23 protein-coding genes are annotated in these 26,570 nt (G+C 54.1%); 10 read left to right on the forward strand and 13 right to left on the reverse strand.

Annotation, left to right across the window (positions count from 1 at the left end):
* The first annotated feature begins 31 nt into the window (after positions 1-31).
* The 5 genes from ACFIQF_RS15080 to ACFIQF_RS15100 all read left to right on the forward strand — a co-directional run bounded on the left by ACFIQF_RS15080 (position 32) and on the right by ACFIQF_RS15100 (position 5,713).
* Positions 32-1,003: a Bug family tripartite tricarboxylate transporter substrate binding protein gene (locus tag ACFIQF_RS15080; RefSeq protein ID WP_393944081.1), complete on the forward strand. Its 972-nt coding sequence runs from the start codon at positions 32-34 to the stop codon at positions 1,001-1,003.
* Between the two features lie 1,244 nt (positions 1,004-2,247).
* On the forward strand, positions 2,248-2,511 hold the full coding sequence (locus ACFIQF_RS15085) for a helix-turn-helix transcriptional regulator (RefSeq protein ID WP_393944083.1): 264 nt from the start codon (positions 2,248-2,250) through the stop codon (positions 2,509-2,511).
* A gap of 107 nt (positions 2,512-2,618) precedes the next feature.
* The gene (locus ACFIQF_RS15090) at positions 2,619-2,804 is read left to right on the forward strand and encodes a hypothetical protein (protein WP_393944084.1); all 186 of its coding nucleotides are present in this window, start codon (positions 2,619-2,621) and stop codon (positions 2,802-2,804) included.
* Complete coding sequence (locus ACFIQF_RS15095) at positions 2,801-4,360, forward strand: YfjI family protein (RefSeq protein WP_393944086.1); 1,560 nt, start codon at positions 2,801-2,803, stop codon at positions 4,358-4,360. Before ACFIQF_RS15090 ends, ACFIQF_RS15095 begins: the two co-directional genes overlap by 4 nt.
* Before the next feature lie 306 nt (positions 4,361-4,666).
* Entirely contained in the window at positions 4,667-5,713 is a 1,047-nt protein-coding gene (locus ACFIQF_RS15100) for a YagK/YfjJ domain-containing protein (RefSeq protein WP_393944087.1), read from the forward strand.
* A 165-nt stretch (positions 5,714-5,878) separates the two neighbouring features.
* Here the strand turns inward: ACFIQF_RS15100 and ACFIQF_RS15105 are convergent, their stop codons facing one another.
* Positions 5,879-6,667, reverse strand: a complete 789-nt coding sequence (locus ACFIQF_RS15105) for a hypothetical protein (RefSeq protein WP_313297068.1) — start codon at positions 6,665-6,667, stop codon at positions 5,879-5,881.
* A gap of 73 nt (positions 6,668-6,740) precedes the next feature.
* Here ACFIQF_RS15105 and ACFIQF_RS15110 point away from each other — a divergent pair, with 73 nt between their 5' ends.
* Positions 6,741-7,028: a helix-turn-helix domain-containing protein gene (locus ACFIQF_RS15110; protein WP_393944089.1), complete on the forward strand. Its 288-nt coding sequence runs from the start codon at positions 6,741-6,743 to the stop codon at positions 7,026-7,028.
* Between the two features lie 139 nt (positions 7,029-7,167).
* Here the strand turns inward: ACFIQF_RS15110 and ACFIQF_RS15115 are convergent, their stop codons facing one another.
* The 5 genes from ACFIQF_RS15115 to ACFIQF_RS15135 form a co-directional block, all read right to left on the reverse strand.
* Complete coding sequence (locus ACFIQF_RS15115) at positions 7,168-7,473, reverse strand: hypothetical protein (protein ID WP_313297066.1); 306 nt, start codon at positions 7,471-7,473, stop codon at positions 7,168-7,170.
* 263 nt (positions 7,474-7,736) lie between these two features.
* On the reverse strand, positions 7,737-8,081 hold the full coding sequence (locus tag ACFIQF_RS15120) for a DUF4148 domain-containing protein (protein ID WP_313297064.1): 345 nt from the start codon (positions 8,079-8,081) through the stop codon (positions 7,737-7,739).
* Positions 8,082-8,265: 184 nt separating this feature from the next.
* A complete protein-coding gene (locus tag ACFIQF_RS15125; RefSeq protein WP_393944091.1) occupies positions 8,266-11,424 on the reverse strand; it encodes an efflux RND transporter permease subunit in 3,159 nt (1,052 codons plus the stop codon).
* A 12-nt stretch (positions 11,425-11,436) separates the two neighbouring features.
* A complete protein-coding gene (locus ACFIQF_RS15130) occupies positions 11,437-12,753 on the reverse strand; it encodes an efflux RND transporter periplasmic adaptor subunit (RefSeq protein WP_393944092.1) in 1,317 nt (438 codons plus the stop codon).
* A gap of 2 nt (positions 12,754-12,755) precedes the next feature.
* Entirely contained in the window at positions 12,756-14,090 is a 1,335-nt protein-coding gene (locus ACFIQF_RS15135) for a TolC family protein (RefSeq protein WP_393944094.1), read from the reverse strand.
* Between the two features lie 262 nt (positions 14,091-14,352).
* Between ACFIQF_RS15135 and ACFIQF_RS15140 the strand changes: the two genes are divergently transcribed.
* Together ACFIQF_RS15140 and ACFIQF_RS15145 are read left to right on the forward strand one after the other, a co-directional pair.
* Entirely contained in the window at positions 14,353-15,042 is a 690-nt protein-coding gene (locus ACFIQF_RS15140) for a heavy metal response regulator transcription factor (RefSeq protein ID WP_313297239.1), read from the forward strand.
* Positions 15,039-16,424: a heavy metal sensor histidine kinase gene (locus ACFIQF_RS15145; RefSeq protein WP_313297055.1), complete on the forward strand. Its 1,386-nt coding sequence runs from the start codon at positions 15,039-15,041 to the stop codon at positions 16,422-16,424. Before ACFIQF_RS15140 ends, ACFIQF_RS15145 begins: the two co-directional genes overlap by 4 nt.
* A 36-nt stretch (positions 16,425-16,460) precedes the next feature.
* Here ACFIQF_RS15145 and ACFIQF_RS15150 read toward each other — a convergent pair whose 3' ends face one another.
* The 6 genes from ACFIQF_RS15150 to ACFIQF_RS15175 form a co-directional block, all read right to left on the reverse strand.
* Positions 16,461-18,506: a heavy metal translocating P-type ATPase gene (locus ACFIQF_RS15150; RefSeq protein ID WP_313297052.1), complete on the reverse strand. Its 2,046-nt coding sequence runs from the start codon at positions 18,504-18,506 to the stop codon at positions 16,461-16,463.
* A gap of 159 nt (positions 18,507-18,665) precedes the next feature.
* Positions 18,666-19,013, reverse strand: a complete 348-nt coding sequence (locus ACFIQF_RS15155) for a DUF4148 domain-containing protein (RefSeq protein ID WP_393944097.1) — start codon at positions 19,011-19,013, stop codon at positions 18,666-18,668.
* 247 nt (positions 19,014-19,260) lie between these two features.
* On the reverse strand, positions 19,261-19,920 hold the full coding sequence (locus tag ACFIQF_RS15160; RefSeq protein ID WP_011805649.1) for a hypothetical protein: 660 nt from the start codon (positions 19,918-19,920) through the stop codon (positions 19,261-19,263).
* On the reverse strand, positions 19,913-21,004 hold the full coding sequence (locus ACFIQF_RS15165) for a recombination directionality factor (RefSeq protein WP_011805650.1): 1,092 nt from the start codon (positions 21,002-21,004) through the stop codon (positions 19,913-19,915). The genes ACFIQF_RS15160 and ACFIQF_RS15165 overlap by 8 nt, the downstream gene beginning before the upstream one ends.
* A gap of 84 nt (positions 21,005-21,088) precedes the next feature.
* Positions 21,089-22,117, reverse strand: coding sequence for a YqaJ viral recombinase family nuclease (locus ACFIQF_RS15170; protein WP_313297042.1), 1,029 nt, complete (start codon positions 22,115-22,117; stop codon positions 21,089-21,091).
* Positions 22,118-22,246: 129 nt separating this feature from the next.
* Positions 22,247-23,236, reverse strand: a complete 990-nt coding sequence (locus ACFIQF_RS15175; RefSeq protein ID WP_011805652.1) for a DUF932 domain-containing protein — start codon at positions 23,234-23,236, stop codon at positions 22,247-22,249.
* A 33-nt stretch (positions 23,237-23,269) separates the two neighbouring features.
* Between ACFIQF_RS15175 and ACFIQF_RS15180 the strand changes: the two genes are divergently transcribed.
* Entirely contained in the window at positions 23,270-23,395 is a 126-nt protein-coding gene (locus ACFIQF_RS15180; RefSeq protein WP_393944099.1) for a hypothetical protein, read from the forward strand.
* Between the two features lie 701 nt (positions 23,396-24,096).
* Positions 24,097-25,407 (forward strand): HEPN/Toprim-associated domain-containing protein, encoded by a 1,311-nt coding sequence (locus ACFIQF_RS15185; protein WP_011805654.1) that lies wholly within the window; start codon positions 24,097-24,099, stop codon positions 25,405-25,407.
* Between the two features lie 58 nt (positions 25,408-25,465).
* Here ACFIQF_RS15185 and ACFIQF_RS15190 read toward each other — a convergent pair whose 3' ends face one another.
* Positions 25,466-26,569: a beta family protein gene (locus ACFIQF_RS15190; RefSeq protein WP_011805655.1), complete on the reverse strand. Its 1,104-nt coding sequence runs from the start codon at positions 26,567-26,569 to the stop codon at positions 25,466-25,468.
* Between the last annotated feature and the right edge of the window lies 1 nt (position 26,570).

Consider the following 26,570-nt stretch of genomic DNA (forward strand, 5'->3'; position numbering starts at 1 on the left):
TTTTTCTACAACAAGCAATAGGAGACTAACCATGAAATTTCTGAAACGACGTACCGCGCTCACCTTTGGCGCAGCACTCGCACTGAGCCCCATGGCCTTCGCACAAGGCGAATATCCAACCAAGGCCATTACCTTTGTGGTGCCGTTTGCAGCAGGCAGCGCCACCGACCAATTGGCTCGCGCATTGGGCCAAGCTGTTTCCGAACAAACCAAGCAACCCGTTGTGGTAGAGAACAAAGGCGGCGCCAGCGGCATGATCGCCGCGCAAGCTGTGGCCAAGGCTGCGCCTGATGGATACACCGTGCTCATTACAACCAACACCACCCACGCGGCCAACGAGCATCTGTATAAAAAGCTGTCTTATGACCCGATGAAGGATTTCACGCCCATCACAGGTCTGGGCAAGGGCGGCCAGGTGCTGGTCGTGCCTGCCGGCTCTCCCTATAAATCTGTCGGAGAACTGCTGGCTTACGCCAAAGCGAACCCTGGCAAGCTGAGCTTTGGCAGCGGCAGCTCTTCCAGTCGAGTCGCTGGCGAAATGCTGAAGCAGCTGGCCGGTGTCGATATTCTTCACGTTCCCTACAAGAGCAACCCGCTGGCCATTACCGACCTGCTGGGCGGCCAGATCAACCTGATGATTACCGACGTCTCCACGGGCGTGCCTCAAATCAAGGCCGGCAAACTTCGCGCACTGGGGTACTCCACCCAAAAGCGCAGCGCCCAGCTCCCAGATGTACCTACCATTGCGGAAGCAGGTGTGAAGGGCTATGACATGGGCTATTGGTTTGCGGCCTATACGCCAGCAAACACCCCTGCCCCCGTCGCCACCAAGCTCAACCAGCTGCTGACCAATGCCGTCAACAGCGCTGCCGCCAAGGCATTCTTCGACATGTCCGGCTCAGAAGCCTGGACCACATCGCCGGCGGAGTTGGTGCAGTTTCAAGCAGCAGAGACCACCAAGTGGGGCCAGGTGATCAAGGCTGCGGGCATTACGCCGGAGTAAGCGGGCTGTAGCGCACGCGGCTAGCCATAATCGGGTTGCGTACTCTATCTTCTTGCCCTTGGTACGATGTCGCCCAGCCAGGGCACGAGGATGTGGAAATGGTTTTCCGAACCTAGGGCAAGTTCATCCGCGAGGACTACCCGCGGCCCAAGCCCTCCCTGGTGGCCGTGAAATAGGATCGGTGTGATTCCGGTGTGAAATCGGTGTGAATTTCTAGCCAACCACACACAATCTAGCGGGCCAAAAATAACGCCACACAATGAGTTTTCATTGTGTGGCGTTGTGTTGAATGGTGCTGGCGTCAATTGAATCCCATGCTGTATACCGCATAAATGCTTATTTATTGCTTTAAAACCACTCTCCTGTTCCCCGGTTTGTTCCCCGGTTCAGGGAGTGTTTTACTAGATAAGCTTTTCGCACATATTTGCAAAATTACAACAATCAAAATTTCGACTCATTTGGCAAGGCCCTACTTCTCGTAGCCAAGAAGAATTCACTTGCAGATAAAGCCTGGCCATTTCTGCATTTGGACCTAGTTCCCGAAGAAATCCAACACGCCGACAACCCGGAGGAACATGGAACAGTCGGCGCGCCCCCACAAGCCACAGTCTATACAGTCTCACCCTTGTGAAGCCATATTTCCCACAGGTCGGCGACTGTCACAGCGATTGCAAAGACCAGAGCAAACCATTAGCAAGACGAAGAAATGACAATTCACTCGTGTTGCCAAGGGTGTCAAAGGCTAATGGACAACATGACTTGAGACGAACGGCAGCAACCAAGATGCAAGCATTGCGAATGTCACCAGACATCATTGACAGATGCCAACATCACGTGATGAACACCCGCGTTCGTCGGCACTGCCTTCTCTTCGATTACGCTGAAGAGAAACTTGATTGCTTCGTTTCGCACAATTGCTGACGGGCGAAGATCTGGCGACACTAGACCGGGTGGCGAGCGCCCCCTCCAACTGACTGCCGTGCGTTGTCGCCCACGGTTTAGATGCTCACCCGCATAGACACTTGAAATAAACATATGAATGCAGTTAGAATCACTGCACGCATCGCTTTTTGTCTCTGTTCACATTCGTAGTGATTGATTGGTCTACCGATTGATCGCCGATGCGTCGGCATAATTCCGCAACAGTGAACGTTGCAATTTTGAAAGTACTTGCCGCCCACTTCCAATAACTCATGGGTTGAGACCCTGAGTTGTTCTGCCGCTGCATGGCAGAAAGGGCGAGCATGTCATCCACTGATATTTCCCTGAGTCCGACAGGATCCCAGTCATTTCCTAGAAAAGTCCTTCGCGCAAAGGACTTTCACCCCCTTTACGGAATTTCTCGATCCAAAGTGTACTACCTTTTGGATCCCGACTCCCGTTACTACGACCCGACCTTTCCGCAACCATTCAAAGTTGGTACTTCTGAGCGATCAGCGGTTGCCTGGTGGATACATGAAGTCGAAGCTTGGCTTGCCTCGCTCCAACGGAAACATCACCTTCGATAAAACCTGTTCCCCTCGTAGCACATCCCTGCAACGAGGGCGCTTTGCCTTTGCGAGCATGAACAGGTGGTATTCAACACTAAGCGTGCTCGTTTTCACTGGAGAAAACCATGGAAATACAACTTCCTTCGACGAACTGTCCCAAACTCTTCCAAGCAGTCTTTGCTATCGCATCGGAAGTAGAAGCACCAATCTCAATGACGCTGACTAGCCGCGTCACCACTTGGAGACTTGCCGAAATCGATGCATTGATCTCTTCCAAGCAAGCAATCTTGGACCAAGGGGGTGCCAAATGAACGCGCCACTCAAATCCCCTCATTGGTCAACACGTGCAGGCCCTAGCGGGTTCAGGCTGAACCAGCGCCCAACGCTAGAAAAGCAAGACCTCCCATTGGAGCTTTCACTATTGGACGATATCGTCAATGAAATAGTTGACGCGACCTCCACACCGCCTGAGTTAACCGAATCCGCCATTCTCGGCGCAATGGCGATTGCATGCCAACACCTGATCGACGTTGATTGTCCAGGAGGAGGAAGAAGTCCGACCTCACTGTTTCTGCTGTCAAGCGCTGATTCGGGAGAGCGCAAGTCAACAATTGAGAATTTTATATTCAAGCCAATTTTTGAAATAGATCACAGAAATCGCCTCAAGGCTGAAAAAGACAATCAACTGTTCGAGCGCGACATGATGGTTTGGAAAGCAACGTTCAATCAAGTCCGTAGAGAACTGGATGCTGCCTTGCGAGATTCGTCGCCAACGCAAGAAATTGAAGATCGCCTAACCACTATGCTGCAATCAAAGCCAACCAAGTCAGTGGCGCCTCGTTTTATCTACCGCGATGAGTCCATCAGGAATTTGCAAATAGGCATGGCTACGAGTTGGCCCAGTGCTGCTTTGGTAGCATCTGAATCGTCAGGATTGCTTAGCCCTCGAAATGCAGAGAGCCTGCCTTCGTTGTCGGCGATATGGGATGGCCGACCCATTGATGTAGGAAGAGCCAAAATGCCTCCTATATATGTTCCGTCACCACGCCTGACAATTTCGTTAATGCTGCAACCCCTTATGATTCGAGGATACCTAGGCAAGAAAACTGGAATAGCCCGCATATCAGGTTTACTGGCTAGATTCTGGGTTGTCGAACCACTATCAACTCAAGGCTCTCGTCAAATCCATCCATCTCAAATTGGTGCTCCTAAAAATACCAAGGCAACCAAACTATTTCATCAGCGTTTGCTACGGCATTTGGAGGCATCAACGGAAATATCATCTGATCAACGAATAGTTATTCGTTTCTCTCCACAAGCGCAGCAAATTTGGCTGGAACTATACAACGCTGTTGAATCTGAGCTAGGAGCAGGAGGACGCCTGGCTGACATCAAAGATTGCGCATCAAAAATTGCAAATATCATGTCACGCATTGCTGCGTTGATTCATTACTGCCTCGGCAGGCCTGGTGATATTGATGTTGAAACAGCCTTGTACGCCCGCGCTCTATGCATTAAAGGCTTGAATAATTTTAAGCAGATATTTGGGATTCGGAGCCCAGAGGAGAAAGCATACGCAAATGCAATTCGACTGAATACTTTCCTTGCCAACAAGGTTGCGATGTTAATGAATGGAAATTTTTCTGGAATGGCAAAATCCCTGCGAGGCGATATCTATTTTGAAAAATCGGATGTTGAAAATGCTGGACCACTACGACCTACAGCCGCGCTGAATGAGGCACTAGGTCAACTGTCGGCGATGGGTGTTGTCGCCTCTGACACGTTGAACCGAAAAATAGTCATACGTTTCAACCCTTTTGCATCAGAACAACTCCCAAGGCACGATGCAACCTCTCGATACTTGTAGTACATAACGGATGCGAAAGCTGCGAAATTCGCAGCTTTCGCAATGCTTATGAAAGTAGGCAGTCATCGTCCAGAGACTCCGGAACTAACTTTCTTCTGAAAAACCGTCTAAATTTTCATTATTTATCGATTAAATTCGATTTTCTATTGCGAATTCATAGATTATCTGATATTTATATTCAGGAGTCTATGTTATTACTTAATCAAGTATTCAGTCGAGACTCGTTAATTCATTAAAGAAAGTATTTTTAATTATTAAAACAATTATGGATTATATAAGCCGAGCAATACTCAATGGTCGTTCATCATGCAGTGCAATCAGCCAATCAAACCATTTACAAAAGAGTCTTCTTTAAATTATTTTAAATTCATCAAAAATAATCTACTAAGTATCACTGAGCTTTATGAGCTACTCAAGATCAACAGGAATCCAATTTCCTATAAAAATATATTTGCAACGGGACTGATTGAAAATATATGGAGCGAGTTCATCAATGAGCCCAATACTGTGCTTGATCTCTCATTGCTCAAGCGTTCTAGAAGTGCTGCAGTTTATGGGCTACTCACGCTGTATGCGCATATGTCAAAATCCTTGATAAGGCCTAATCAAGGCTATCTGATCGATGACCAAAAAGCAATTCAATCGATATTGCATTGCTTGATCAATGTATTTCATGATCCGACATTTATCTCCAAGCTAGACAGTGCAAGACGAAACCAACAAAAAACCAGAGGCTCCCTCTTTAGGTATGCTAAAGATTTGAAGGCAATCTATCCCAAGCTTATGGTGATACGGGTAGACTTTGGCTACAAACAATCCGTCAGCAAAACCAGTTATCCATTACAGAGCATTGAGGAGAATTGGGAGCAATTGCTTTGGTATGTCAAGATAAAATTCTCTGACAGCTTTGCTGGCTATGCTGTCAAATTTGAGTATGGCGAAGCAAAGGGCTTGCATGCCCATAGTGTCTTTTTCTTGGACGGCAATGTGGTGCGTACGGATGCGCGGATTGCACGTATCTTTGGAGAATATTGGGAAAACGAAGTCACGCAGGGCTTGGGCGTGCATTTCAATTGCAATACGAGCGATCACAAGGCCACATTAAAAGTGTGCGGCCTAGGTACGTTTACAGGGCGGGAGCCCGCATTCTGGGATGGAATGCGGATCATTGCTGACTACCTCAGCAAGCCTGATGTGATGGTGCGTTTGATGCTGCCAGAAAGAACCAAGATTTTTCGCCGAGGTTCTTTAAATGAAAAGCAAAAAATCAAGTTGGAAGCTGTGCGGAAAAAGCAAGCCACACAGATAAATGCTCCCATGGCGAACCAAGAGCAGCTAGGGATTTACGCGTAGTTCTGTGGCGCTCAGTGCTTCAGCCAGTCAGCTCCTACAGACAAAAAAAGCAGTGGATTATTCATCCACTGCCCCTCACGCTCTATGCTGAAGTCACTTATAGTACGTCTGGCTCACGCTTGCGCAAGTTTCAGCATGCACTTTGAGTCCAGATCTAGATCAGGGTCAGAGAAATGTCCATCCCTTGTCTGTCTTGAGCATGGGCTCTTCCGCGGTGATTTTGACGGCTGTTCCCGCAATGTAGTAATCCGGTAAATTTGCAAGATTTCCAGCTTTTACCAGCTCATTCATCAAAATTCCAAATGGAGTCCGTCGATCCAATCCGATACAGCCAACAGGCAGCGAAGGTTGCTTCGGCTCATTCAGTTGACCAAATGGTACACCAGCCGAGTCAGTTGACTGGCTCATTGTTAATACACCGTCGGTGGAGTCAACGTACTTCTTCAGTCGGCTATATCGCTCAATCTTTATTTGCTTTTCTTGCAACTTGATCTCTTCACCGATTCGCAAGCGCGCCGCGTTTCTGAGCTGATCCACTTGCTCATCGGTCGCATCAGAAGAGAACTCCACATACCCAGGAATTAGCTTTCGTGGCTCTCTGGTTAGAAGATACATTGCCTCCAATGATTCTAGTTTGGCTTCCGCAGGCAATGGTTTTTGGCTTAACTCTGTAAACGCAGCTTGAAATGACTTGGCTTTCTTCCAATGCTCCTGCTGCGCTGCAAAAGGACCATCAATTTTTACCGCCAGCTCATAGGAGTACTTGGCGATAACCCGGTTTTTGTTGCTTGAGTCTGGCTGTATCACCTCGTCCAGACTGAAGTCATTAATTTTGGCAAACTCACACTGCGATGTAAGTGTTTCGGTCAACCGCCTTTCCACGTCCGATGAACTTGGTTTAGATGAGCAACCTGAGACAGCAACCACAATAGGAAGCAGATAGAGAAATTTCAAAATGACTCCTGGAAGAGATGGTTAAAAATTAGACAAATGTGAAGCAAACTCCGTAGATACAAATGTATCAGAAATGCATCCTGATGAGGTGTCAGCCAAGCCTCAGCCCCCTACCCAATTGCCCGATCCAGACAACCTACGCGATGTCCTGGCGTATTGGGTTCGTCTTAAGCGGGTGGAGAAAGGTTGGTCTCAGGAGCGCTTGGCGCTGGAGTGCGAGTTGGACCGCACCTATGTATCGGCCGTGGAGCGATCTCGCTGGAATGTGTCGCTATCCAACATGGAGCGATTGGCTCAAGCTCTTGGGGTTGAAGTTTGGACATTGCTGCGAGCGCCGCAGCTTAGGAATAGCGCCAACTGAAGCACATCGGCGCTCCCCCCGCTGAATCGAACGTCATAAAAGCCAAGAGCCGTACCATCCGGAGCAGCTCTTGGCCTATGGGCTAGTCACCTCCAGCAGGCATGCAATTGCCACATCCATGCGACCCTTCAAGCAAGAGTTAAGGCCTATCCAAGACCTTCTGCTTGATGGATTTCACAATGGAAATTTTCTGCCTGGTGTCTTTTGATGAACACATTTCAAAACAACTGCGCCCATACTGAGCTCGCACGACCTGCACTTGTTGTATAGGAGCTAAGCGCCCAATTTGCTGCTCAGAAAGCAGTTGCAAAACGTGCTGACGATCTGCATCGATGAGCGATACACCAACTGGGTAACGATGCAATATGCCAGTGAAACAAAGCCGAGCCTGGTTGATGCTAGCAAACGTTTGATCACCGATACGAACAGGAATCCGACGAGTCATTGAAACCTCCGTTGTGAATACCCCAGTCCGGGGTAAAGATGCCGCACACCATGTGAAGCGTTCACAACATTTGGATCTATTTCATCAGTGTCCACACAGGCAACTTAGAGATCCTAGCTTTATGCTGGCGACTTCTCTTGAGTATAGAAATCAGCGTTTGCACGTGTGATGAGATGACGTTGCCGACAAGCTGCGTTCAGGGCTATGAAGGTTTTCGAAAAAGAGCAAGGTGACGTAACTGGTCACCTTGCATCGACCACCTCTTACCCGCGAAGCATTTCCAGACGTGCTTTGCGCTGCGCAGGGCTCTCATTCATAAACTCGTCGATCACCTGCTGGCGCGTCTTGGTTGAGGCCTGTGTGGTATCCAGCGGCGGATAGTTGCGGCTGCGAAAAGTCTCCGGGCCGCCGTTCTTCACGAATTCGGCGGCTTCTGCCTGCACCTGTGCACGGGTCTTGTCGCTCTTGAAGTGCTCGGGAACAGCGACGTAGCCCTTCTCTGAATTGCTCGGGTGGATGTAGCTGCTGGCAAAGGCCGTGTTGGCGGCGGTCAGCGACAGCGCTGCGAAGGAGAGCGCCAGGAGGATGGGAGTGCGTGTCTTTTGCATGATGCAGAGCCTTTCAGTTGGGTTTGGAAAATCCCGATTGGTTTGCTTTCGAGATGGCTCCATTGTTGAAAAATCACGCTTACGAAACGCACACAGGAAGATGACATTGTGGCAATGCAAAGTGAGCTTGCGCTACCCGAAAAAAAGCCATGACCGGGCAGTCATGGCTTTGTATGAAACGGCGTCAGGCGGCTGATGCTTGCTGTTCAAATGCATCTTCTGAAGGGTCATCGCGATGCACCAAGCGATACAGCAGCGGCAGAACCAACAGCGTCAATATCGTTGATGAAACAATCCCGCCGATCACCACGGTTGCAAGCGGCCTTTGCACTTCAGCACCCGTGCCTGTAGCGATGGCCATTGGAATGAATCCCAAGGATGCCACCAAGGCGGTCATCAACACGGGACGCAGGCGTGACACGGCTCCTGTGTGTACGGCTTCTGGCACGTGCATGCCGGTTTCCCGCAATGCACGGATGGATGAAATCATCACCAGCCCGTTCAATACCGCGACTCCAGATAGCGCGATGAATCCGATGGCTGCCGATATGGACAAAGGAATATCACGCAACCACAGCGCCAGAATGCCGCCGGTCAGCGCGAACGGAATGCCTGTGAAGACGATGAGCCCGTCACGCACGTTTCCGAACATCGCAAAGAGCAAGGTGAAGACCAGCAACAATGCGGCGGGAACCACGATCTGCAAGCGCTTCTGCGCGGATTGCATGTTCTCGAAGGTTCCTCCCCAGCGGGTCCAGTAGCCACTTGGCAATTGAACCGCATCCAACTCCTGCTGAGCCTGTGCGACGAAGGAGCCGATGTCGCGGCCACGCACATTGGCGCTCACCACGATACGGCGCTTTCCATCTTCGCGGCTGACCTGATTGGGTCCGGGAGAAAGATCAAACGATGCAACTGCGGACAAGGGCACAAAGCCTTGTCTGCTCTCGCCCTGTTGTGGCAAAGCAATGGGAAGGCGCTCCAGCGCCTGGATATCGCTGCGCACAGACTCCGGCAAACGCACTTGAATGTCGAATCGGCGGTCACCTTCGAAAACCGTTCCTGCTTCCTGCCCACCAATCGCGGTGGCAATGGTCTGCTGCACATCACCCATGTTCAGGCCGTAGCGGGATGCCTTCTCACGGTCGACTTGAACGGTCAGCATCGGCAGACCTGTCGTCTGCTCCACTTTGACTTCGGATGCGCCAGGTACCTTCTGGAGCATGGTCGCGATGGACTGTGCCGTACGTTCCAGCACCTGCATGTCATCACCGAACACCTTCACTGCCACATCGCTGCGAACGCCGGAGATGAGTTCGTTGAACCGCAATTGGATGGGTTGCGAGAACTCGTAGTTGCTGCCGGGAATCTCTTCAACAACCTTTTGCATCGCTGCCAGCAGATCATCGCGGCTGCGTTTCGGGTCGGGCCATTGCTCCTTGGGTTTGAGCATGATGTAGCCATCCGAGATGTTTGGCGGCATCGGGTCGGCTGCAATTTCAGCCGTTCCAGTGCGTGCAAACACCCGCTCGATTTCGGGAAACTTTTCCTTGAGCGTGCTTTCAAGCTGCATCTGCATTTCGAGCGATTGCGTGAGACTGGTTCCAGGAACGCGCAATGCCTGGACGGCGAAGTCACCTTCGTTGAGGTTGGGAGCAAATTCACTGCCCATGCGGGATGCGAGCAACAAGCTCATCGCCACCGAAACCACCGCAACAGCAATCGCCACCAATGGCACGCGCATCACGTTGTTGAGCAGCGGCTCATAGGCTCTGCGAGCCCATGTCATGAGACGGTTTTCTTTTTCCGATACCCGCTTGCCGATGAACAGTGCAATCGCCGCAGGAATGAAGGTGATGGAGAGAATCATGGCTCCGGCAAGGGCCAGCACCACGGTCAGCGCCATCGGGTGGAACATCTTTCCTTCAACGCCCGTGAGCGCAAAGATGGGCAGATACACCACCATGATGATGAGCTGCCCGAACAGCAGCGGCCTGCGGGATTCCTTGGCAGCCGCAAAGACTTCGTGAAAGCGTTCGCTGCGCGTGAGCAACCGGCCTTTGTGCTCCTGCGCATGCGCCAGGCGACGCACGCAGTTCTCCACAATGACTACCGCGCCATCGATGATGATGCCGAAGTCCAGCGCTCCAAGGCTCATGAGATTGGCACTGATGCGGTAATGCACCATCCCAGTGAAGGTGAACAGCATCGACAAGGGAATGATGAGCGCCGTAATCAACGCAGCGCGAATATTGCCAAGAAACAGGAACAGGATGACGACAACCAGAGCCGCACCTTCCACCAGATTCTTCTTCACCGTGGCAATGGCTTTTTCGACCAGCGTGGTGCGGTCATACACCGTCACCACTTTCACGCCCTCAGGCATGCTCTTGCGGATGGATTCCATGCGCTGATCCACCGCCTTGGAGACCATGCGACTGTTCTCACCGATGAGCATGAAGACGGTACCGAGCACCACTTCGCGACCATTGTCGGTAGCGGCACCAGTACGCAGTTCACGCCCCAGCTCCACATCGGCAAGATCACGCACGCGCACCGGCTGGCCTTGTACCGTACTCACGATCACCTCCTTGAGATCATCGATGCCCCGGACCTGACCCGGTGCACGAATGAGGTATTGCTCGCCCTCACGCTCGATATAGCCAGCACCGACGTTGGCATTGTTGTTCTGCAGTGCCGTGACGAGCTTGTCCATCGAAATGCCGTAGGACGCGAGCTTGTCGGGGCGCGGCGCAATCAGATACTCCTTCGAGAATCCACCAATCGAGTTGATTTCCGTGACGCCCGGAACATTGCGCAACTGCGGCTTGATGACCCAGTCCTGGATCTCCCGCAGATCCATCGGCGTGTAAGGCGTTCCGTCCTGCTTCTTCGCGCCTTCCTCAGCTTCCACGGTCCAGAGGTAGATTTCACCAAGACCTGTGGAGATGGGACCCATGCCCGGAGAAATGCCTGCAGGCAGCTTCTCGCGTGCTTCCTGAATGCGTTCGTTGACGAGCTGGCGGGCAAAGTAGATGTCCGTGCCATCCTTGAAGATGACGGTGACCTGCGAAAGCCCGTAACGCGACAGGGAACGTGTCTGCTCAAGGTTTGGCAGACCCGCCATGACCGTTTCAATCGGATAGGTGATGCGTTGCTCTGCCTCCAGTGGCGAGTAGCCAGGCGCCTGGGTATTGATCTGCACCTGGACATTGGTGATGTCCGGCACCGCGTCGATCGACAGACGCTGGTAGCTGAACACGCCAAGAATGGCCATCGCGGCGACTGACACGATGACAAGCCAACGCTGCTCGATGGCAAAGCGGATGATTCGCTCAAACATGGGGACTCCGGTTCAATGCGTGTGCTCGGCGGATGCCTTGCCCAACTCGGCCTTCAACATGAATGAGCCGTCCTTGACATAGTCCTGCCCCGGCTTGAGCCCGGAAGTGACCTCGGTTGTCTTGCCATCCGAGCGGCCCAGTTGAACGACCTGCGCCTTGTAGCCGCCTTCGGCGGGAACGAACACCACGCTCTCCTTGCCGTCCGGGCGTTGAATGGCCTTGGCATCAACGGCCACGGGCACCTGCGACTCTTCGGTCATTACCTTGACATCGACAAATAGACCCGGACGCCATACTCCCTGCGGATTGGCCAGCGCCACGCGAGCGGGTGCCGTGCGTGACTGCTCGCCAATCAGCGCCCCCACATAGGCAATCTTGCCTTCCGCCGTAGAGTCAAACGCCGTAGCGCGCACGGAAACCGGTGAGCCCACGCGCACGTATGGCAATTGCGGAGCAGAAACATTCATCTCCGCCCAGACCGAACTCATATCCGAAACCGTGAACGATGGCGAGCTCTCCGTCACCGACTCGCCTACGGTCAAATGCTTCTCCACCACGACACCGGCCAGGGGCGCACGCAGTTCATATCGGTTGGAGCCACCAGCTCCGGCACCAATCGCAGACAACTTCTGCGAAGCATTGGTCACAGCGATTTCCGCCTCCTGCAAGGCCTGCCGGGCCTGCAGATAGTCCTGCTCAGCGGAGATCTTTTCCTCCCAGAGCTGCTTTTCCCGTTGGTAGGTGTTCTTGGCCAATGCCAGGCGCTTTTGCGCCGTCTGCAGTTCACTGCGTTGGTCTGACACCGTCGCGCTTTGAATCACCGCAAGAAGCTGGCCCTTTGCGACCTGTTCGCCCAGGCGTGCGTGAACCGAAGCCACGACACCCGCCACGCGTGGTACTACGTGCGCGGTGCGGTCTTCATCAAACTTGATTTCGCCCGGAACCACGATCTCTTTGCGTATGGCAGCGGCCCCGGACTTGGCAAGGGTGACGCCCACCTTCTTGGATTGCGCATCGCTCAGCTTGATCAGGCCTTCGTCATCGTCGTGTCCGCCTTCGGCTTTTTCATTTTTCTCATCATGGTGTTCACCATCAGCGTGCTCATCTGCATCTTTATGAGCGTCTTTCTTCTCGCCTTCTTCACCGTGATGCTCTCCATCCTTGTGGTTGTCTGCATCCGCGTGACCAGAGGCAGCCGCAGGTGAAGATGTGCCAGGCGAGCGCAGAATGAGCGCGCCGCCCACCATGCCGCAGGCCAGGATCACAGCAACAGCGATCCAGTGTTTGGGCGCTGAAAGAGATGAATCGAATTTAGTTTTTTCGGACATTTTCAAATTCCATTGTTTGCAAAGGCCTGGGCTGATGTTCCCAAAAGGCGGTCGATTTCTGCTCGCGCTGTGTGCGATGCCATCAGCTGGTCAAGCACCTGACGCTGGCTGTCGAACAAGGTGCGCTGTGCATCCAGCACATCCAGAAAGTTGAATTTGCCCAATGTGAATCCACGTACTGCAACGTCATAAGCGGATTGCGCAGTGGGAATGACCTTGTCATTGAGCAGCGCCACCTGTTGATTGCTGGACAGCAGCTTCTGGCGTGCAGCGAACACCTGGGACTGAATCACAAGCCGCTGCTCCTGCAGCTTCTGCTCGGCCTGATCCACCCTTCTGAGTGCTTGCAGCTGGTTGCCTGCATTGCGATCAAACAGCGGCAGTGGAATGCTCACACCCAGAACCACTTGGTTGCGGCCCACTTCCTGCGCCCGCTTGACGCCCACGCTCACCGTCGGGTCCTGCACTCTCTTTGCGCGCTCCAGTTCTGAGGTAGCTCGGCTTTGGTCAAGCATGTGACGCGCCAGAACGATGGCTGGAGATTCCTCAATCAATGTTTCCAGCTGGTCGGCAGTTGGTACTTTGGCCGTGCTGGAGAAATCCCCTTTTGCCTCACCCACTTCAGACGCCCGACCGCCCCACAAGGACGCCAGATGCTGCTGAGCCACAACAATCGACAGTTTGGCCTGCTCCAGCTCCAGCGCCGCATTGGCTTGCGCGACTTGCGCACGGCTGGCTTCGAGTGGAGCAACCTTGCCCGCCTGAACGCGCTTTTGCGCCGCATCGAATGCCTGTGTCGCCAACTCGTGGGTCTTCGACGCGAACAACACACGCTGCTGCGCAAGCAGCAGTTCATTGAAATAGCTGACCAGTTGATGCCGAAGTGCCGCTTGCGTTTCAAAAACCGTGGCATTGGCAGCGGCCTTTTCGCTCTCGGCAACGCGCACACGCGCCTCGCGCTTGCCGCCCAGTTCGATCACCTGATTGATCTGAACCGTGCTGGTCCGCGTCGAAGAGCGTGTGTCTTCCTGGGTGAAGGACAACTCCGGATTCGGCCTCGCCTTGGCCTGCAAGATCGCGCCCTCGGTTGCAGCCGCACCGAACTGGGCTGCCCGCAGGCCGGGATTGGCAGACAAGGCCTTGTCCCATGCACTTGCCAAGGTGGTCGAGATGTTTGCAGGTGACGCGCTGGCAGCCGTTGCAGCAACGGACTCAGGCGTCGATGAATCGGTTGCCGCATTGGCCGAAAAGGCGCAAGCGATCGTCAATGCCACAAGCAATGGATAGGGTTTGCGCTGTGACCGTGCCCCGAGCGGGCCACGCAATGGTGAAGCCATGTGTTACTCCTGAAATCCTGGTTTTGCGCACAGGGCAACTTCATGCGACCAACTTGGCCGCACGATGTCTGGATGGAGGCTGTCAAAGCGTGCGTCGTCAGCAGCATCAGAGTCCGCCGACTGCACGAGAGATGACTTCCGTCCGGACCGTTTCCTGATGCAATTGCGCGAACTTTAGAAACTGGCAGTGAACACAATGCCGTCTGGAAGATGACAAATTTGTAATCTACGAAATGCAGGTACATCCGTGAAAATGGTGTACATGAGACTACTTCTTGTTGAAGACGAAGCTAAACTGGGCGAGTACCTGCGCAAGGGCCTCGCCGAGGAAGGCTATACGGTCGATGTCGCCGTAAACGGTATCGACGGACTGCATCTCGCGATGGAGATGGACTACGACCTTATTGTTCTGGATGGCATGTTGCCAGGAATCGACGGATTTGCAGTGCTGGCCGCCCTGCGCCAATCGAAGTCCACGCCGGTGCTGATGCTCACGGCGCGATCCGCTGTCGAAGACCGTGTGCGTGGGCTGCAAAGCGGTGCCGACGACTACATGATCAAGCCATTTGCCTTTTCCGAGTTGGTTGCACGTATTCAGGTACTTTTGCGACGAGCCCAATCAAGCCAGACTTCCTCGGAGCCAACGCTGCTCAAAGAAGCCGATCTGGACGTTGATCTGGTGCGTCGCAAAGCCACACGGGCCGGAGTGCGTCTGGATTTGACCGCCAAGGAGTTCAATCTTCTGGCTTTGCTATTGCGCCGCAAAGGCGAAGTGCTTTCCCGCACCGAGCTTGCCTCGCAAGTGTGGGACATGAATTTCGACAGTGAAACCAATGTGGTGGAAGTGGCCGTGAGGCGACTGCGCATGAAGGTGGATAACCCCTTTGACTTTCCGCTCGTGCACACGGTTCGTGGCATGGGGTACGTGCTGGAACGTCGGGACCCATCATGAAGCCGGCGGCTGCAGTGCCTCACCTGAGGCGACGCCTTTCGCGCTGGCTTGCATTGCTCACGATGCTGGGCCTGGGGGTGGTCAGCATCGTCGTCTATCTGGTGTTCGACACGACACTCGCTGCGCGACAAAAGGAAATGCTGGATGAAAAGCAGCAAGCACTGATGCATGTTCTTGCCGATGACAGCATCGAGCACAAGGACAAATCCCTGGATCACATGCTGACCGATTTTCTGGCCGGACATGCGGACTACTCCATCCGGATCGTCAGCAGCAACGGACGCGTTCTGTTCGACAGCCGGGTTCCCTCGCTGGGTGCCGAGCACACCTTGCAACGGAGCTTTGCGGTAAGAATCTCGTCGTCTCAAGCTGATCATGGACACGACGCGACTGCCACGCTCGTCATGGATCGACGGCCCGACGATGCCTTGCTGCAAGCCCTCGCGTGGACACTGTTTGCGTCGATGATTGCAGGCTCGCTGATTCTGTCGGTCATTGGCGGCCTGCTGGTGCGCAACGGCCTTCGCCCCATCCAATCGCTGGTCACGCAAATCAGCGAACTTTCAGCCAAGGATTTTGAACGCCGCCTGGAAGGCCATGCCTTGCCGCAGGAGCTTCTGCCGCTCGTCACTCAGTTCAATGCATTGCTGGATCGGCTCTCGGATGCCTACGGACAACTCGAATCATTCAACGCCGATGTGGCGCATGAATTGAATACGCCACTTGCCACGTTGATTTCAAGCACCGAAGTCGTGCTGCGCAAACCAAGATCGGTGGAAGAAATGCGTGAAGTGCTGGAGTCCAATCTGGAGGACTTGCGGCGCATTGCAGGAATCGTGGGCGACATGCTGTTTCTCTCTCGCGCCGACCGTGGAGTGGGTGCCAGAGAAACCAAAGTACAAAGTCTCGCCACCGTTGCGAACGATGTTGTCGAGTTCTATGAAGCCGTCACGCTGGAAGCCAATCTGACAGTGGAAGTCCACGGCGATGCGCAAGCGCAAATCGATGCCCCGCTGATGCGCCGCGCACTGTCAAACCTGCTCAGCAATGCCACTCGCTACGCCACCGCTGCGTCCAGCATCGTCATTCAGATTGAAACCCGTGAACAACGAGATCACGCAGAAACAGTCATCTCGGTGACCAACTCAGGCCCGGACATTGAACCCGAGCACCTGCGCCATCTCTTCGAACGTTTCTATCGCGCGGACACATCGCGCCACAACACCGACCGTAACCACGGACTGGGACTGGCCATCGTCAAAGCCATCGCGAAGATGCACGGGGGAACGGCATTTGCACAGTCCGCGGTCGGGAAGACAACCTTTGGAATGGTGCTGCCGTCTCCATCATCGAGTCACAACAGTCTGCCCGCAACAACATGACGTCTTGCGGGCTACATTGCCAAGCTCAAGGCCGCCTCACTTCAATGCCGATGAACTGCGGCTGTCCCGATACGCCAAGAGCCGCAAAGCATTGAATACGACCAGCAAGGTCGATCCCTCGTGCACAGCCACCGCAACACCCATGCTCATTCCCATGATGGTTGCAGGCACCAGAACCGCCACGATTCCAAGGCTCACGAAGACGTTCTGCCGGATGATGGAGCGTGTCTGACGACTCAGCCCCACAGCGAATGGCAGATGGCGCAGATCATCAGCCATGAGCGCTACGTCTGCGGTCTCTAGAGCCACGTCCGAGCCAGCGGCCCCCATCGCAATCCCCACCGTGGCATTGGCCATTGCAGGCGCGTCGTTCACTCCATCGCCCACCATGGCGACCTTGGTTTCCTGCCTGAGCTTGCGAATGGCTTCCACCTTGTCTTCAGGCATCAAATCGCCCCAGGCTTCGTCAAGTCCCACTTGTTTGGCAACAGCCGTGGCCACCTTCTGATGGTCTCCGGAAATCATGATCATCCGGGAGATGCCGAGCGAACGCAGTTCCTGCAATGCTTGCTGCGCACCTTCACGCGGCGTATCGAGCAATCCGATGGCACCAAGATCTCTGTCTCCCTTGCGCACAACCATGGTGGTACGACCGTTATCCCGCAAGTTCTGGATTGCACCTTGAACTTCGGCCCTCAGTGCAGGAACGCCATCGACGCCGAACATTTCAGCCTTGCCGATCCAGACTGTTTCTCCATTCAGCTTGGCTGTTACACCGCGTCCGATGAGATTGTTCAACCCATCCGCTGCCGGTGGTTGAACCCCGCCAAGTCGAGCCAATCCATCACGAGCGATTGCCGCTGCCAGTGGGTGGTCGCTCAGCGATTCAACGGCCACAGCCACAGTCATCAGCTCTTGTTCAGTGGTTCCCGAGGTAGGTACAACATCCGTAATCCGTGGACGACCTTCGGTGAGCGTTCCGGTCTTGTCGAATGCCATCGCATTGAGTGAGCCCAGTTCTTCCAGCGGCGCACCGCCTTTGATGAGAACACCCGCTCGTGCTGCCCGTGCAATGCCCGAGAGCACCGCGCTCGGAGTAGCAATCGCCAGTGCACATGGGCTTGCTGCCACGAGCACCGCCATGGAGCGATAGAAGCTGTCCCTGAATGTCTCGTCAATGACCACCCAGGCGAACAAGAGAATGAACGCCAGTGCGAGTACCGCTGGCACAAAAATCCGTTCGAACTTGTCGGTGAAACGCTGGGTCGGAGATTGGCGTGTTTCGGCTTCACTGACCATTTTCACCACACGAGCCAATGCCGAGTCGCTGGATTTGCGCGTGACTTCAATCTCGATGCTGCCAGTACCGTTGATGGTTCCCGTGAAAACCTTGGAGGCGGAATCCACCAGATCAGGCCTGGTGCGCGCCACAGCAGCGTCATCAACAGGGCGTTTGTCGACAGGAATACTCTCCCCGGTCACTGGCGCCTGGTTGATTGCCGATGAGCCTTTGACGATGAATCCATCCGCAGGCAGACGCTCGTTCGGCCTGACAACAACGGTATCGCCAACCACCAATTCTGCAACTGGAATCTCCATGGTCTGCCCATCACGCACAACGGTCGCCGTGTCGGGTGCCAGTTCGGCCAAGGCTTCGATGGCACGCTTTGCACGACCCACTGCATAGTGCTCCAGCGCATGTCCCAGGCTGAACAGAAACAAGAGCAAGGCACCTTCTGCCCATGAACCCAGCGCAGCAGCGCCTGCGGCAGCAACGAGCATCAGCGTGTCGATTTCAAACCGCTTGAGCTTGATGTTGTCAATGGCTTCGCGCAGCGTGTAAAAACCGCCGAAAAAGTAGGCCAAGACAAAACACGTCAGCGGCAACCAGCTTGGAACATTGGTCAGCTTCGGAAGAAGCGCGCCAACTCCAAGCAATGCACCGCACAGCAATGCAAAAATCATCTCGGTGTTGGCACCGAAAAGACCGCCATGTTCATGTTGATGGTCACCGGACTCGTCATGCGAGTCTTCAGCGTCCTGTGAAGAAGCGGGTCTATCCAGCTTGCGTTTCTCGGTCATGTCGGGCATTCGATATGTTGGTTTTTGCGCGTGTCGCAGGCGCAATGCCTACGACCATGAACTTGGTGATGGATGATGGCAGAAACCCTGTCAAAGACTTTGTAGGTCAAGCGCCCTGCCACCCGGTCATGCGAAGACGGAAATTTGAGACTCCAGGCTTCAATTGCCTCGATACATCTCGTTCATCGCCTTGCGCTGTGCAGCAGACATGTTGAGGAACTCACTGGTGACTTCAGCGCGCGTCTTGGTAGACGCCTGAGTCATATCGTTCGGTGGATAGTTGCTATCACGGAAGCGATCCGAGCCACCCTTCTTGGCAAATTCCGCTGCCTCCGCTTGTATTTCTGCACGAGAGCGCTCGCTCTTGAAATGCTCTGGCTGAGTGACATAGCCCTTCTCTGAGTTAGCTGAGTGAACGTAGCCGCTGGCGAAAGCTGCGTTTGCACCGAGGAGGGACATCGCAGCGACAGCCACTACAGCGAGAAGAGAGTTGCGGGTCTTGTTCATGGTTCGGGAGCCTTTCAAGTTGGTTGACTTCACCTCGAAGCACTTGCTTTCGAGATGGCTCCATTGTTGAAAAATCACCCTGACCAAATCACAACTGGAAGATGACATTGCTGCAATGTTTGCCAGCTCAACAGGCTCAATCTACGCCTTGATTTCTAATTCTGGAGGATGAGCATATTCAACAAAAAAAAATCCACCCATCACTTGCCCGAGAGCGAGCTGTAGGATGGAATTTTTTCAGATAGTTTCACCTCGGCCGCAAACAAATCATTGAACTGAATGCCCCACTCCATGCTTGACCATCCACGCTGCGGATCATCCATTCTCCTATGCCAACCAATCTAGCTTTGGCACCGTAGCCCGACGTCCATGGCGGGCTTAGCTCCCGCCCGACCATCAAAAGCGCTTGGGTTTGCATACCCGATAAGCAAAGTGGAACCGGCTTTGTTTCCACGCCAACGATCCACACCCAATACGGCAATATCTGACGCAGTTGATGCTGTCGCTCCATACGTGCAAGCACACCCCCTCCACTTCCAATAACGTTGAGAATCTCGGCCATTGCCGTTTTATCGATCGTGTGACGAACATCGATTTCACATTTTGGCAGTAGCTGATGCAAGACAGAGACCAGAATCGCGGGCTCTCCAGTTGGAATTGCCACGTTTTGCATGTGAGTCAGCGACACAAGACGCTGGCTCAGAACAGATGCACAGCAACGTACACACCACCCTGCTCCTTCGGGATCGTCTTCTTGCGACCAGGGATAAGCATCCGCCCCCAAGTCCAGATACGAACAAACTGCTCTGCCAGATCGTGAACGTGTTTGATAGCTCCACAAACTGTCAAAGCACAGGCCACGCATGTAGTGGTGCTGCACGCCTTCAAATTGGACGTCGTCAGCCATGACGGACCTCCTGCCGCATCCTTCTTGACGGTTCACTGCCAATGACTGCGTCCGAACTGGATGGATAAAACTCCTGAACAATCTCAGCAGCTTCCGCGCTCAGTTCTTCAAACAATCCGAGCGCATATCCCGTTCTTGCAGCGTTCTCCAATGCATCCTGATTGTGACCCGTTTTCTTGGAGTTCTCTGCAGCATCCATGGCTTGACCAATGGCCGTATCCAACGAGATCCCATCTCGAATACCGATATCCACGTAGTAGATCGGCGTTCTGCGAGACATCGCCGTTGATTTGGCACGCAGGCGGATTTCCAAAGGCAAGTAGGCCAGCAGTCCTCCACTCACTGCTTGCAAGTACTGCATGCGTGTCAGCAATGTACGCATGGAATTGATACCTGTCGTTCTCAGCACAAAGGTACTCAACGCATCCGCCTGGCAATCTGGATGATCAATGCGAACATGGAAACGACCGAAGGGTTTGCAGCCGCCTTCAATCGCCAAGGCACAGAGATCGGGGCCTTCGCATGGCATGGACTCGATGCCTTTGGCCGTCATGCGCTTGCATGTTTGACCATCACCCACGCAAATAGGTCGTGCGGTGGCTCGATCAAACAATGTGTAGTTGGCACGAAGATTCAGCGCGGGATCATTGAACAAAACCCTCACTGGAATGCTGCGCAATTTGGCTCGCACCGCCGCTGCTTTCGAAGGTGCTTCCTCATGCACGTTTGCAGAATCGATCTCCACACTACCCGATGCAGTGGTCTGGGCTTTCCTTGCATCGGTTGCCCGTTTCGCCAGCTTGGAGCGGAGCGTTGCGGGGGCTTGTGCCGATGCAGAAAATTCTTCAGGCAAATGCGGAAGCTCTTTGACTTCAACGCCTGTAGTCATCAACTGACGATCATCCAACTCTCTGCGCAGAATGCCATCCATGGGATGCAGCATCCAACCATTGCGGCTTTGCACCTGAGTGGTGATGGTGAATTCGTCGTCCTTTTCCGGAAGGCGTTTGCCGTTGCGTTCGACAACTCGACCAATCGAAATGCGCCCCACTACCGGGGGCGTCATCATCAGACCTTTGATCATGTTTCTCTCCTTCAAAAATGCATAGGACCCGTCTGCCTTCACTGGCGGACGGGTCCTATGCGTTGGGTTGGTTGTATGTAGTGTTCAGTTATCTGCATGGAGCAGAAATCGCCGGGAACCTGGCTTTGTGCTCATATAGGCCTTGGCAATCTCTGGCTGTTCTTGCTGAAGGAGCGCGGCATTGAAGACCTTGCTGTCCTTGCTTCGCTTCCAGCTCACCGAGCCTTCAGCGAATCTGGCAAAGCTGGCTGCGCCCATCCGTTGTTGAATCTGGTGCTTGAGCAATGCCTCCTGGGACTCCCAATCGTTCATCAGATGTCGAATCTGTTGAAGCTGTGCGAAGGCACTGGATGCAGCCTCGTCATCAGAAAAATCGATATCTTCTCCAGAGTCTTGCGGATACAAGCATCGCAATGCAGTTGCAACGCTGTCCGATGCATCGACAGGTGGTTGTTGCTCTGACTTGACCAGTTCCCAGAATTGCGCCTCCAGGGCAATCAATTGGGCAATCATGGTTTCGTCGCGTTCAATGCGATGGACTTGCAATTCCTGCCCGCATATGAGCACTGCTACATCTGCCGCTTGCTTACCAGTGACTGCAAGCTGATGCATGACTTGCAGCTGGATATATTCCGGCACACCGTCCTTCCATAGCTTTGCGCCGTTGATACCAGCGGTCTTGCATTCGAGGATTTGTACATCCGGTGCACCGACGACTTCACGGTCGATATTGGCGAGCATCCATGGAACGTCTGGATGCCCGAGCACCGCATTCACACGGCGTACCCGATTGCCGGTACGTTTTGTGTAGTGCGCTGCCACGATGGGCTCCAGTAGCGTTCCCCAATACATGGGGCTTGTTTCATCATTGGGGTCCACTGGCGGCAAGAGATCGCCCTTGCCTGTTTTATGCATCCACAATTCCAATTGCGACTGATACGGACTGAGCCCCACCGCAGCAGCCGCATCCGAGCTACCAATGCCCTTGCGCCGGACATCCAGCCAGGTTTCACGCGGCATGTTCTTGGTGGATACCAATCGAAGCGCGGGACGGGAGTTTGTTGAATTCTCTGCAGTGACCTGCACTGCCGGTGTTGAAACGGTAATAGGCATAGTGCCTCCTGAAGATTTCACATCCCCACAAAGCACAAAGCCCTCACCGCAATGGCGAGGGCTTTGTCTTGTATGTGAATGAATGGGTTGATTGGAAATGAACGAGCAAGGTTCTCCGAATACTTGAACTCACGCAACCAATTGAAGGGCGTGTTCCAGTGCACGCTGTTTGAGCAACGCGCCTTGACCGAACCAGGCACTGTCCAGACGGTTGTCCTGGCTGCGTGCTTGCTTCTCGTGGTCTACGAACTCCGTCACGGAACAGAGCAAACCCCATGCAGTATCTTTAGCGGCCTGCAGTTCAGCGCCTCGACCGTGTCCCTCAAACAAGGCTTGCACCTTCTTGAGAGCACGCTCATTGGCAAGTCCCGATACACCTGAACCTCCGCCCTCCCCCAGTTGATCTGTCTGGCAGATCACCTTGAGGAAGTAGTTCATCGCCTCGTGGGTTTTGACCTTGCGCTCTGCCAGTGTCTTCATGCGGTACATGAAGCTGTCCCACTGGCCGACAGCAACGCCCAACTGCCGCTTAACTGCCAGTGCATCGAAATGCGTGGAATGCGGCACTTTGATGGCCCCAGCATTTGCACCTTGCAATGCCATCGCCAAAGTGTTGTTGCAGACAACGCGTACTGACGTGGGAATCGCCATCGTGGCAAGCGTTCCATCGCATGATGTGGCGAGCAACAGATAGCTGTGAACGACATCGTTGCCTTTCAGGCATGCGGATTTTCCGGTACGCGCCAACGCCCAGAAACGACGGCCTGCCTTGAGCACGCCAGCGGTTTCCAGCTCAAAGCCCGCGACTTCGGAAAGATCACGATAGAACTCCAGCACCTCTTGGGGCTGAACCACCTTGTAGCGTTGACTGACCACCGAAAGAGCAGCATGGGTATCGCTGCGGTAGAGCACCTTCTGTTCTGGGAACTCCAAGGCTTCGCCATAGAGTTCATCAGCATCACCGTTTGCCATATAGCGCACGGGTGTTTCCTGGATTTTCCACTGCATGCCTGCGGCTTGCGCCCAAACATCGATGGATTGCTTCTTGGGCAGCGCGTGGCCCAATTGGTGCCAAGGGGTTTGGCCTGTGTAGGCCATGGTTTCGACGAGATGAGACATGAAAGAACTCCTTATTTATCAAACATGAAAGGTGTGGCCGCAGTCCTGGCACACATAGTTATCGAGATAGGTCTGATCGATTTGCTCACCGATACGCCCACCGACTTCCTGGCCGACAGTGCCGCCAACGACACCACCGATGAGTGCGCCGAGCAATGAGCCGATGGCACTGCCCACTGGGCCCGCGACCATTCCAACGGAAGCACCAGTTGACGCGCCTTGCACTACTCCAGCTACGCCTGTGACAGTGCCTGCTGCACCACCTACTCGCTGGCCGATTCGCTTGGCTGTGCCTTTGCTACGTACATTGGTTGACTGGCAGCGAGAACATTGAAGTGACATGAAAACTCCTGACGTAAAAAAGCGCCCAGGGCACGAAGCCAAGGGCGCTGACATGAGGGACAAACTACAAATTGAGATCGATGCTGCGTCAGTTCAAAGAGAGCCTGTCTCGCATCCCGTCAAGGATATATTGCTGAAAATTATTTATTTGTGGGACAGGTAAAGGCTGGACTGAGACATTCGGATTTCTCCAGCCAAAGTCCGCTCCGTCCGATTTCGGCCATTGACTCAAAAGTATCTAGATCAGCCCAGTCGGTTCACATAGGACCTTCGGCTAACTGCATCGCTGCACATTGGACCCCAACCAGGGCATCTACCAAGTGCCTTCTAGCAACTGCGCGACTGGAGAGAGCGTTACGGAAGCGGTCATCGGCCGATTCTTCCATTTGAGCGCCACTCGCTTCTGCACAAGCGTGGCAGCCCAGCAACGTGGTCACCGTCACTTGGCTCCGGTGCCAGTTGCCAAGCTTAGTCTGCGATATTCTGTTTCCATCCATTCTTCAAAAGCTCAGCCGCCAATGACAACACCAATCACGTTGACTGTGGGTGCAATTACTCTCACTTTCAATAAGTGGGAAATCGGCGTCGACCACGGGATGCTGTTTCAGGAATCTGATCGCCAGCGTCGCCGCCATCCCGACATCGACTACAGATACTACGACGAGCACCCTGAAGAGGATCCTGCGCAAAGCGAGACTTGCTTTTGTCGTTCGCTCGGCTCGATGTTGCCGCGGCTCGAGCTGCTCGGGTACTCGCTGGCCACAGTCAAGGCGGAGTACGAAATGCAGGTGACACAGGACGCAGAGTGGTATGACGAGGACGATGGAATGCCATCACCCACTCGGCCCGCGCGACTGGAATTCGCGAAGTTCGTCGAGTTCATCCGCAAGTATCCGGTATCTGACCTTGACGACGAATACCGGCCGGACACTGAGTCCGGGTCCGAGCAATGGCGCGCCCGATTGGCGGCCGATCCAGCCGTGGATTTGTTGCCTCAAGGTGATCAGGATCGCGACGTCGACGGTTACTCTGAACGCAGCCACTTCGGTGGCCTCATCGGCTTCTTATGTCCTTATTCAGTGCTGCGCGTTCTCGCCGAGAACCCTGCAAACCTAACGCTGGACGTTGTCTGGGATTACGGGAACTTCGTTGCTGCCGGCTGGGCAAAGAACGAAGAGTTCGTCGCCGGCGCCCGTCGTGCACAGACCTTTTTGCTGGCGACCGAGGGGACGTCCGACACACACATCCTGAAGCGAGGCCTTTCGCTGCTTCGGCCAGACGTCGGGGACTTCTTCAGGTTCATTGACATTGAGGAGCGACATCCCTTCTCGGGTACAGGCAGTCTAGCCAAGTTCGCCGAAGGCCTTGTCAAGATCGACGTCCACAACCGTGTGGTGTTCGTCTTCGACAACGACGCCGAGGGTACTGATGCGTATCGCAGCCTGCAGCGGTTCAGCTTCCCGGTCAACATGCGGTCAATGCTGCTGCCTGACCTCGATCAATTGCGCGATTTCCCAGCACGCGGCCCAAGCGGTATTATGCGCACTGACATCAACGGTCGGGCTGCGGCCATCGAGTGCTATTTGGATCTACGTCTAGCCGGCCGACCCGAAGCGCAAGTAACGTGGACCAACTTCAAGGAGTCAATGGGCATCTATCAAGGAGCGCTGGACTTCAAGGAAAGCTACGCCAAAGCCTTCTACGGAGCGAGCATAGAGGCCATCGAAAACGGCACGTACGACGTCAGTAAGCTTAAAGCCGTGCTGGACGCCTTGTTTGCGACCTGCTGCGCCATTTCCACGGATATTCTGCGGCGAGAGTCACGTTGAACTCCCGGTAACTCGATTGCCGCTACGTTCGCTGGAGGCTCAACCAACCAGCGGCCTGCTAAGTCACTTTATTTGCAGCTGGCAATTCCGTGGCAGTCCGAACTGCCACTAGCATCTGCCGGACCGTCATGGCAAGGTGGATCTCCGTTGTGTAGGCCACCCAATCTGTGTTGCTGCCCCGCTTGCCACGGTTTCCTGTTGCGATTTCCCTAATGTTCTCGGCTCCCCATCCGAAATCATTGGGTTGAAACCAGGCAGCATTGACCAGTGCCCGGGCGATTTTATAGTACTGGCTGGCTTCGCCTTTCTTAGGCAGGTGCCCTTTGATAATCTGCCAACGCGTGGGCAAGGTGTACTTCGCCTTCGGTGCCGGGATGGCCATGCCAGAGTGCGGGATGTAGACAGATGTCGGATGGACGATGCCGTAGTCACCAAAAATCAGTGCTGGTACGTCGGGCCGAAGCGCTTCCCAGATGTCAACTTCAAGTCGTCGAACCTCCAACTCTTCGTCTTTCGGTAGATTTTGCGACTCGGGCATGTTCGAGCCCAACATGACAAGCCGCCCAAAGCCACGTGCCGCCAAGTCCTTGAAACGCCCCTTCAACACTGACGCGTCCACCGACTGTGGGCCACGGAGGGACTGCATGTCAGCAATGACCGTCAGTCTCTCTGGTGCAATGCGTAATGCCGCACGCAGGGCATTCAGTCGGCTTAGTGTTTCCTCCCACAGCAACAGGTCATGTTGTTGCAGCCGGAACGCAGCTTTCGCCGATTCACCCTGCCCCTCCACTGCAGCTAAGAACGCGGCTTCATAGGCGTCGTCACTGCGGTCAAAGGCAAAGCACATCGTCGGCTGGAACGAGGCCTGTTCAAATGCCATCGCCAGATACTGAAGTGGGTGCATTCCGCTGGTGGTGCGAAGATCTGACGCTAGCTGAGAGATGTCCAGCAAAAACTCCTGCTTGGTTGCCCAGGCTTCGCAAACGAACTCCACAGCTATGTCGAGCTGATCGTCAACGGGCGCGCCGGATTCAGGCGCCTGCACGTCGAACAGCGGCAGAAGCCTTGCCTTGTCCTTCGGCTCAAGGTTGAGCAGAGCCTGCTTCTCACCGTTTTTCGTCCGAAGTACCGGCATATAGACCGGGGGCATCAGTATTTTCATG

The organism is Comamonas trifloxystrobinivorans (assembly GCF_043359985.1).
Taxonomy (GTDB): domain Bacteria; phylum Pseudomonadota; class Gammaproteobacteria; order Burkholderiales; family Burkholderiaceae_C; genus Comamonas; species Comamonas trifloxystrobinivorans.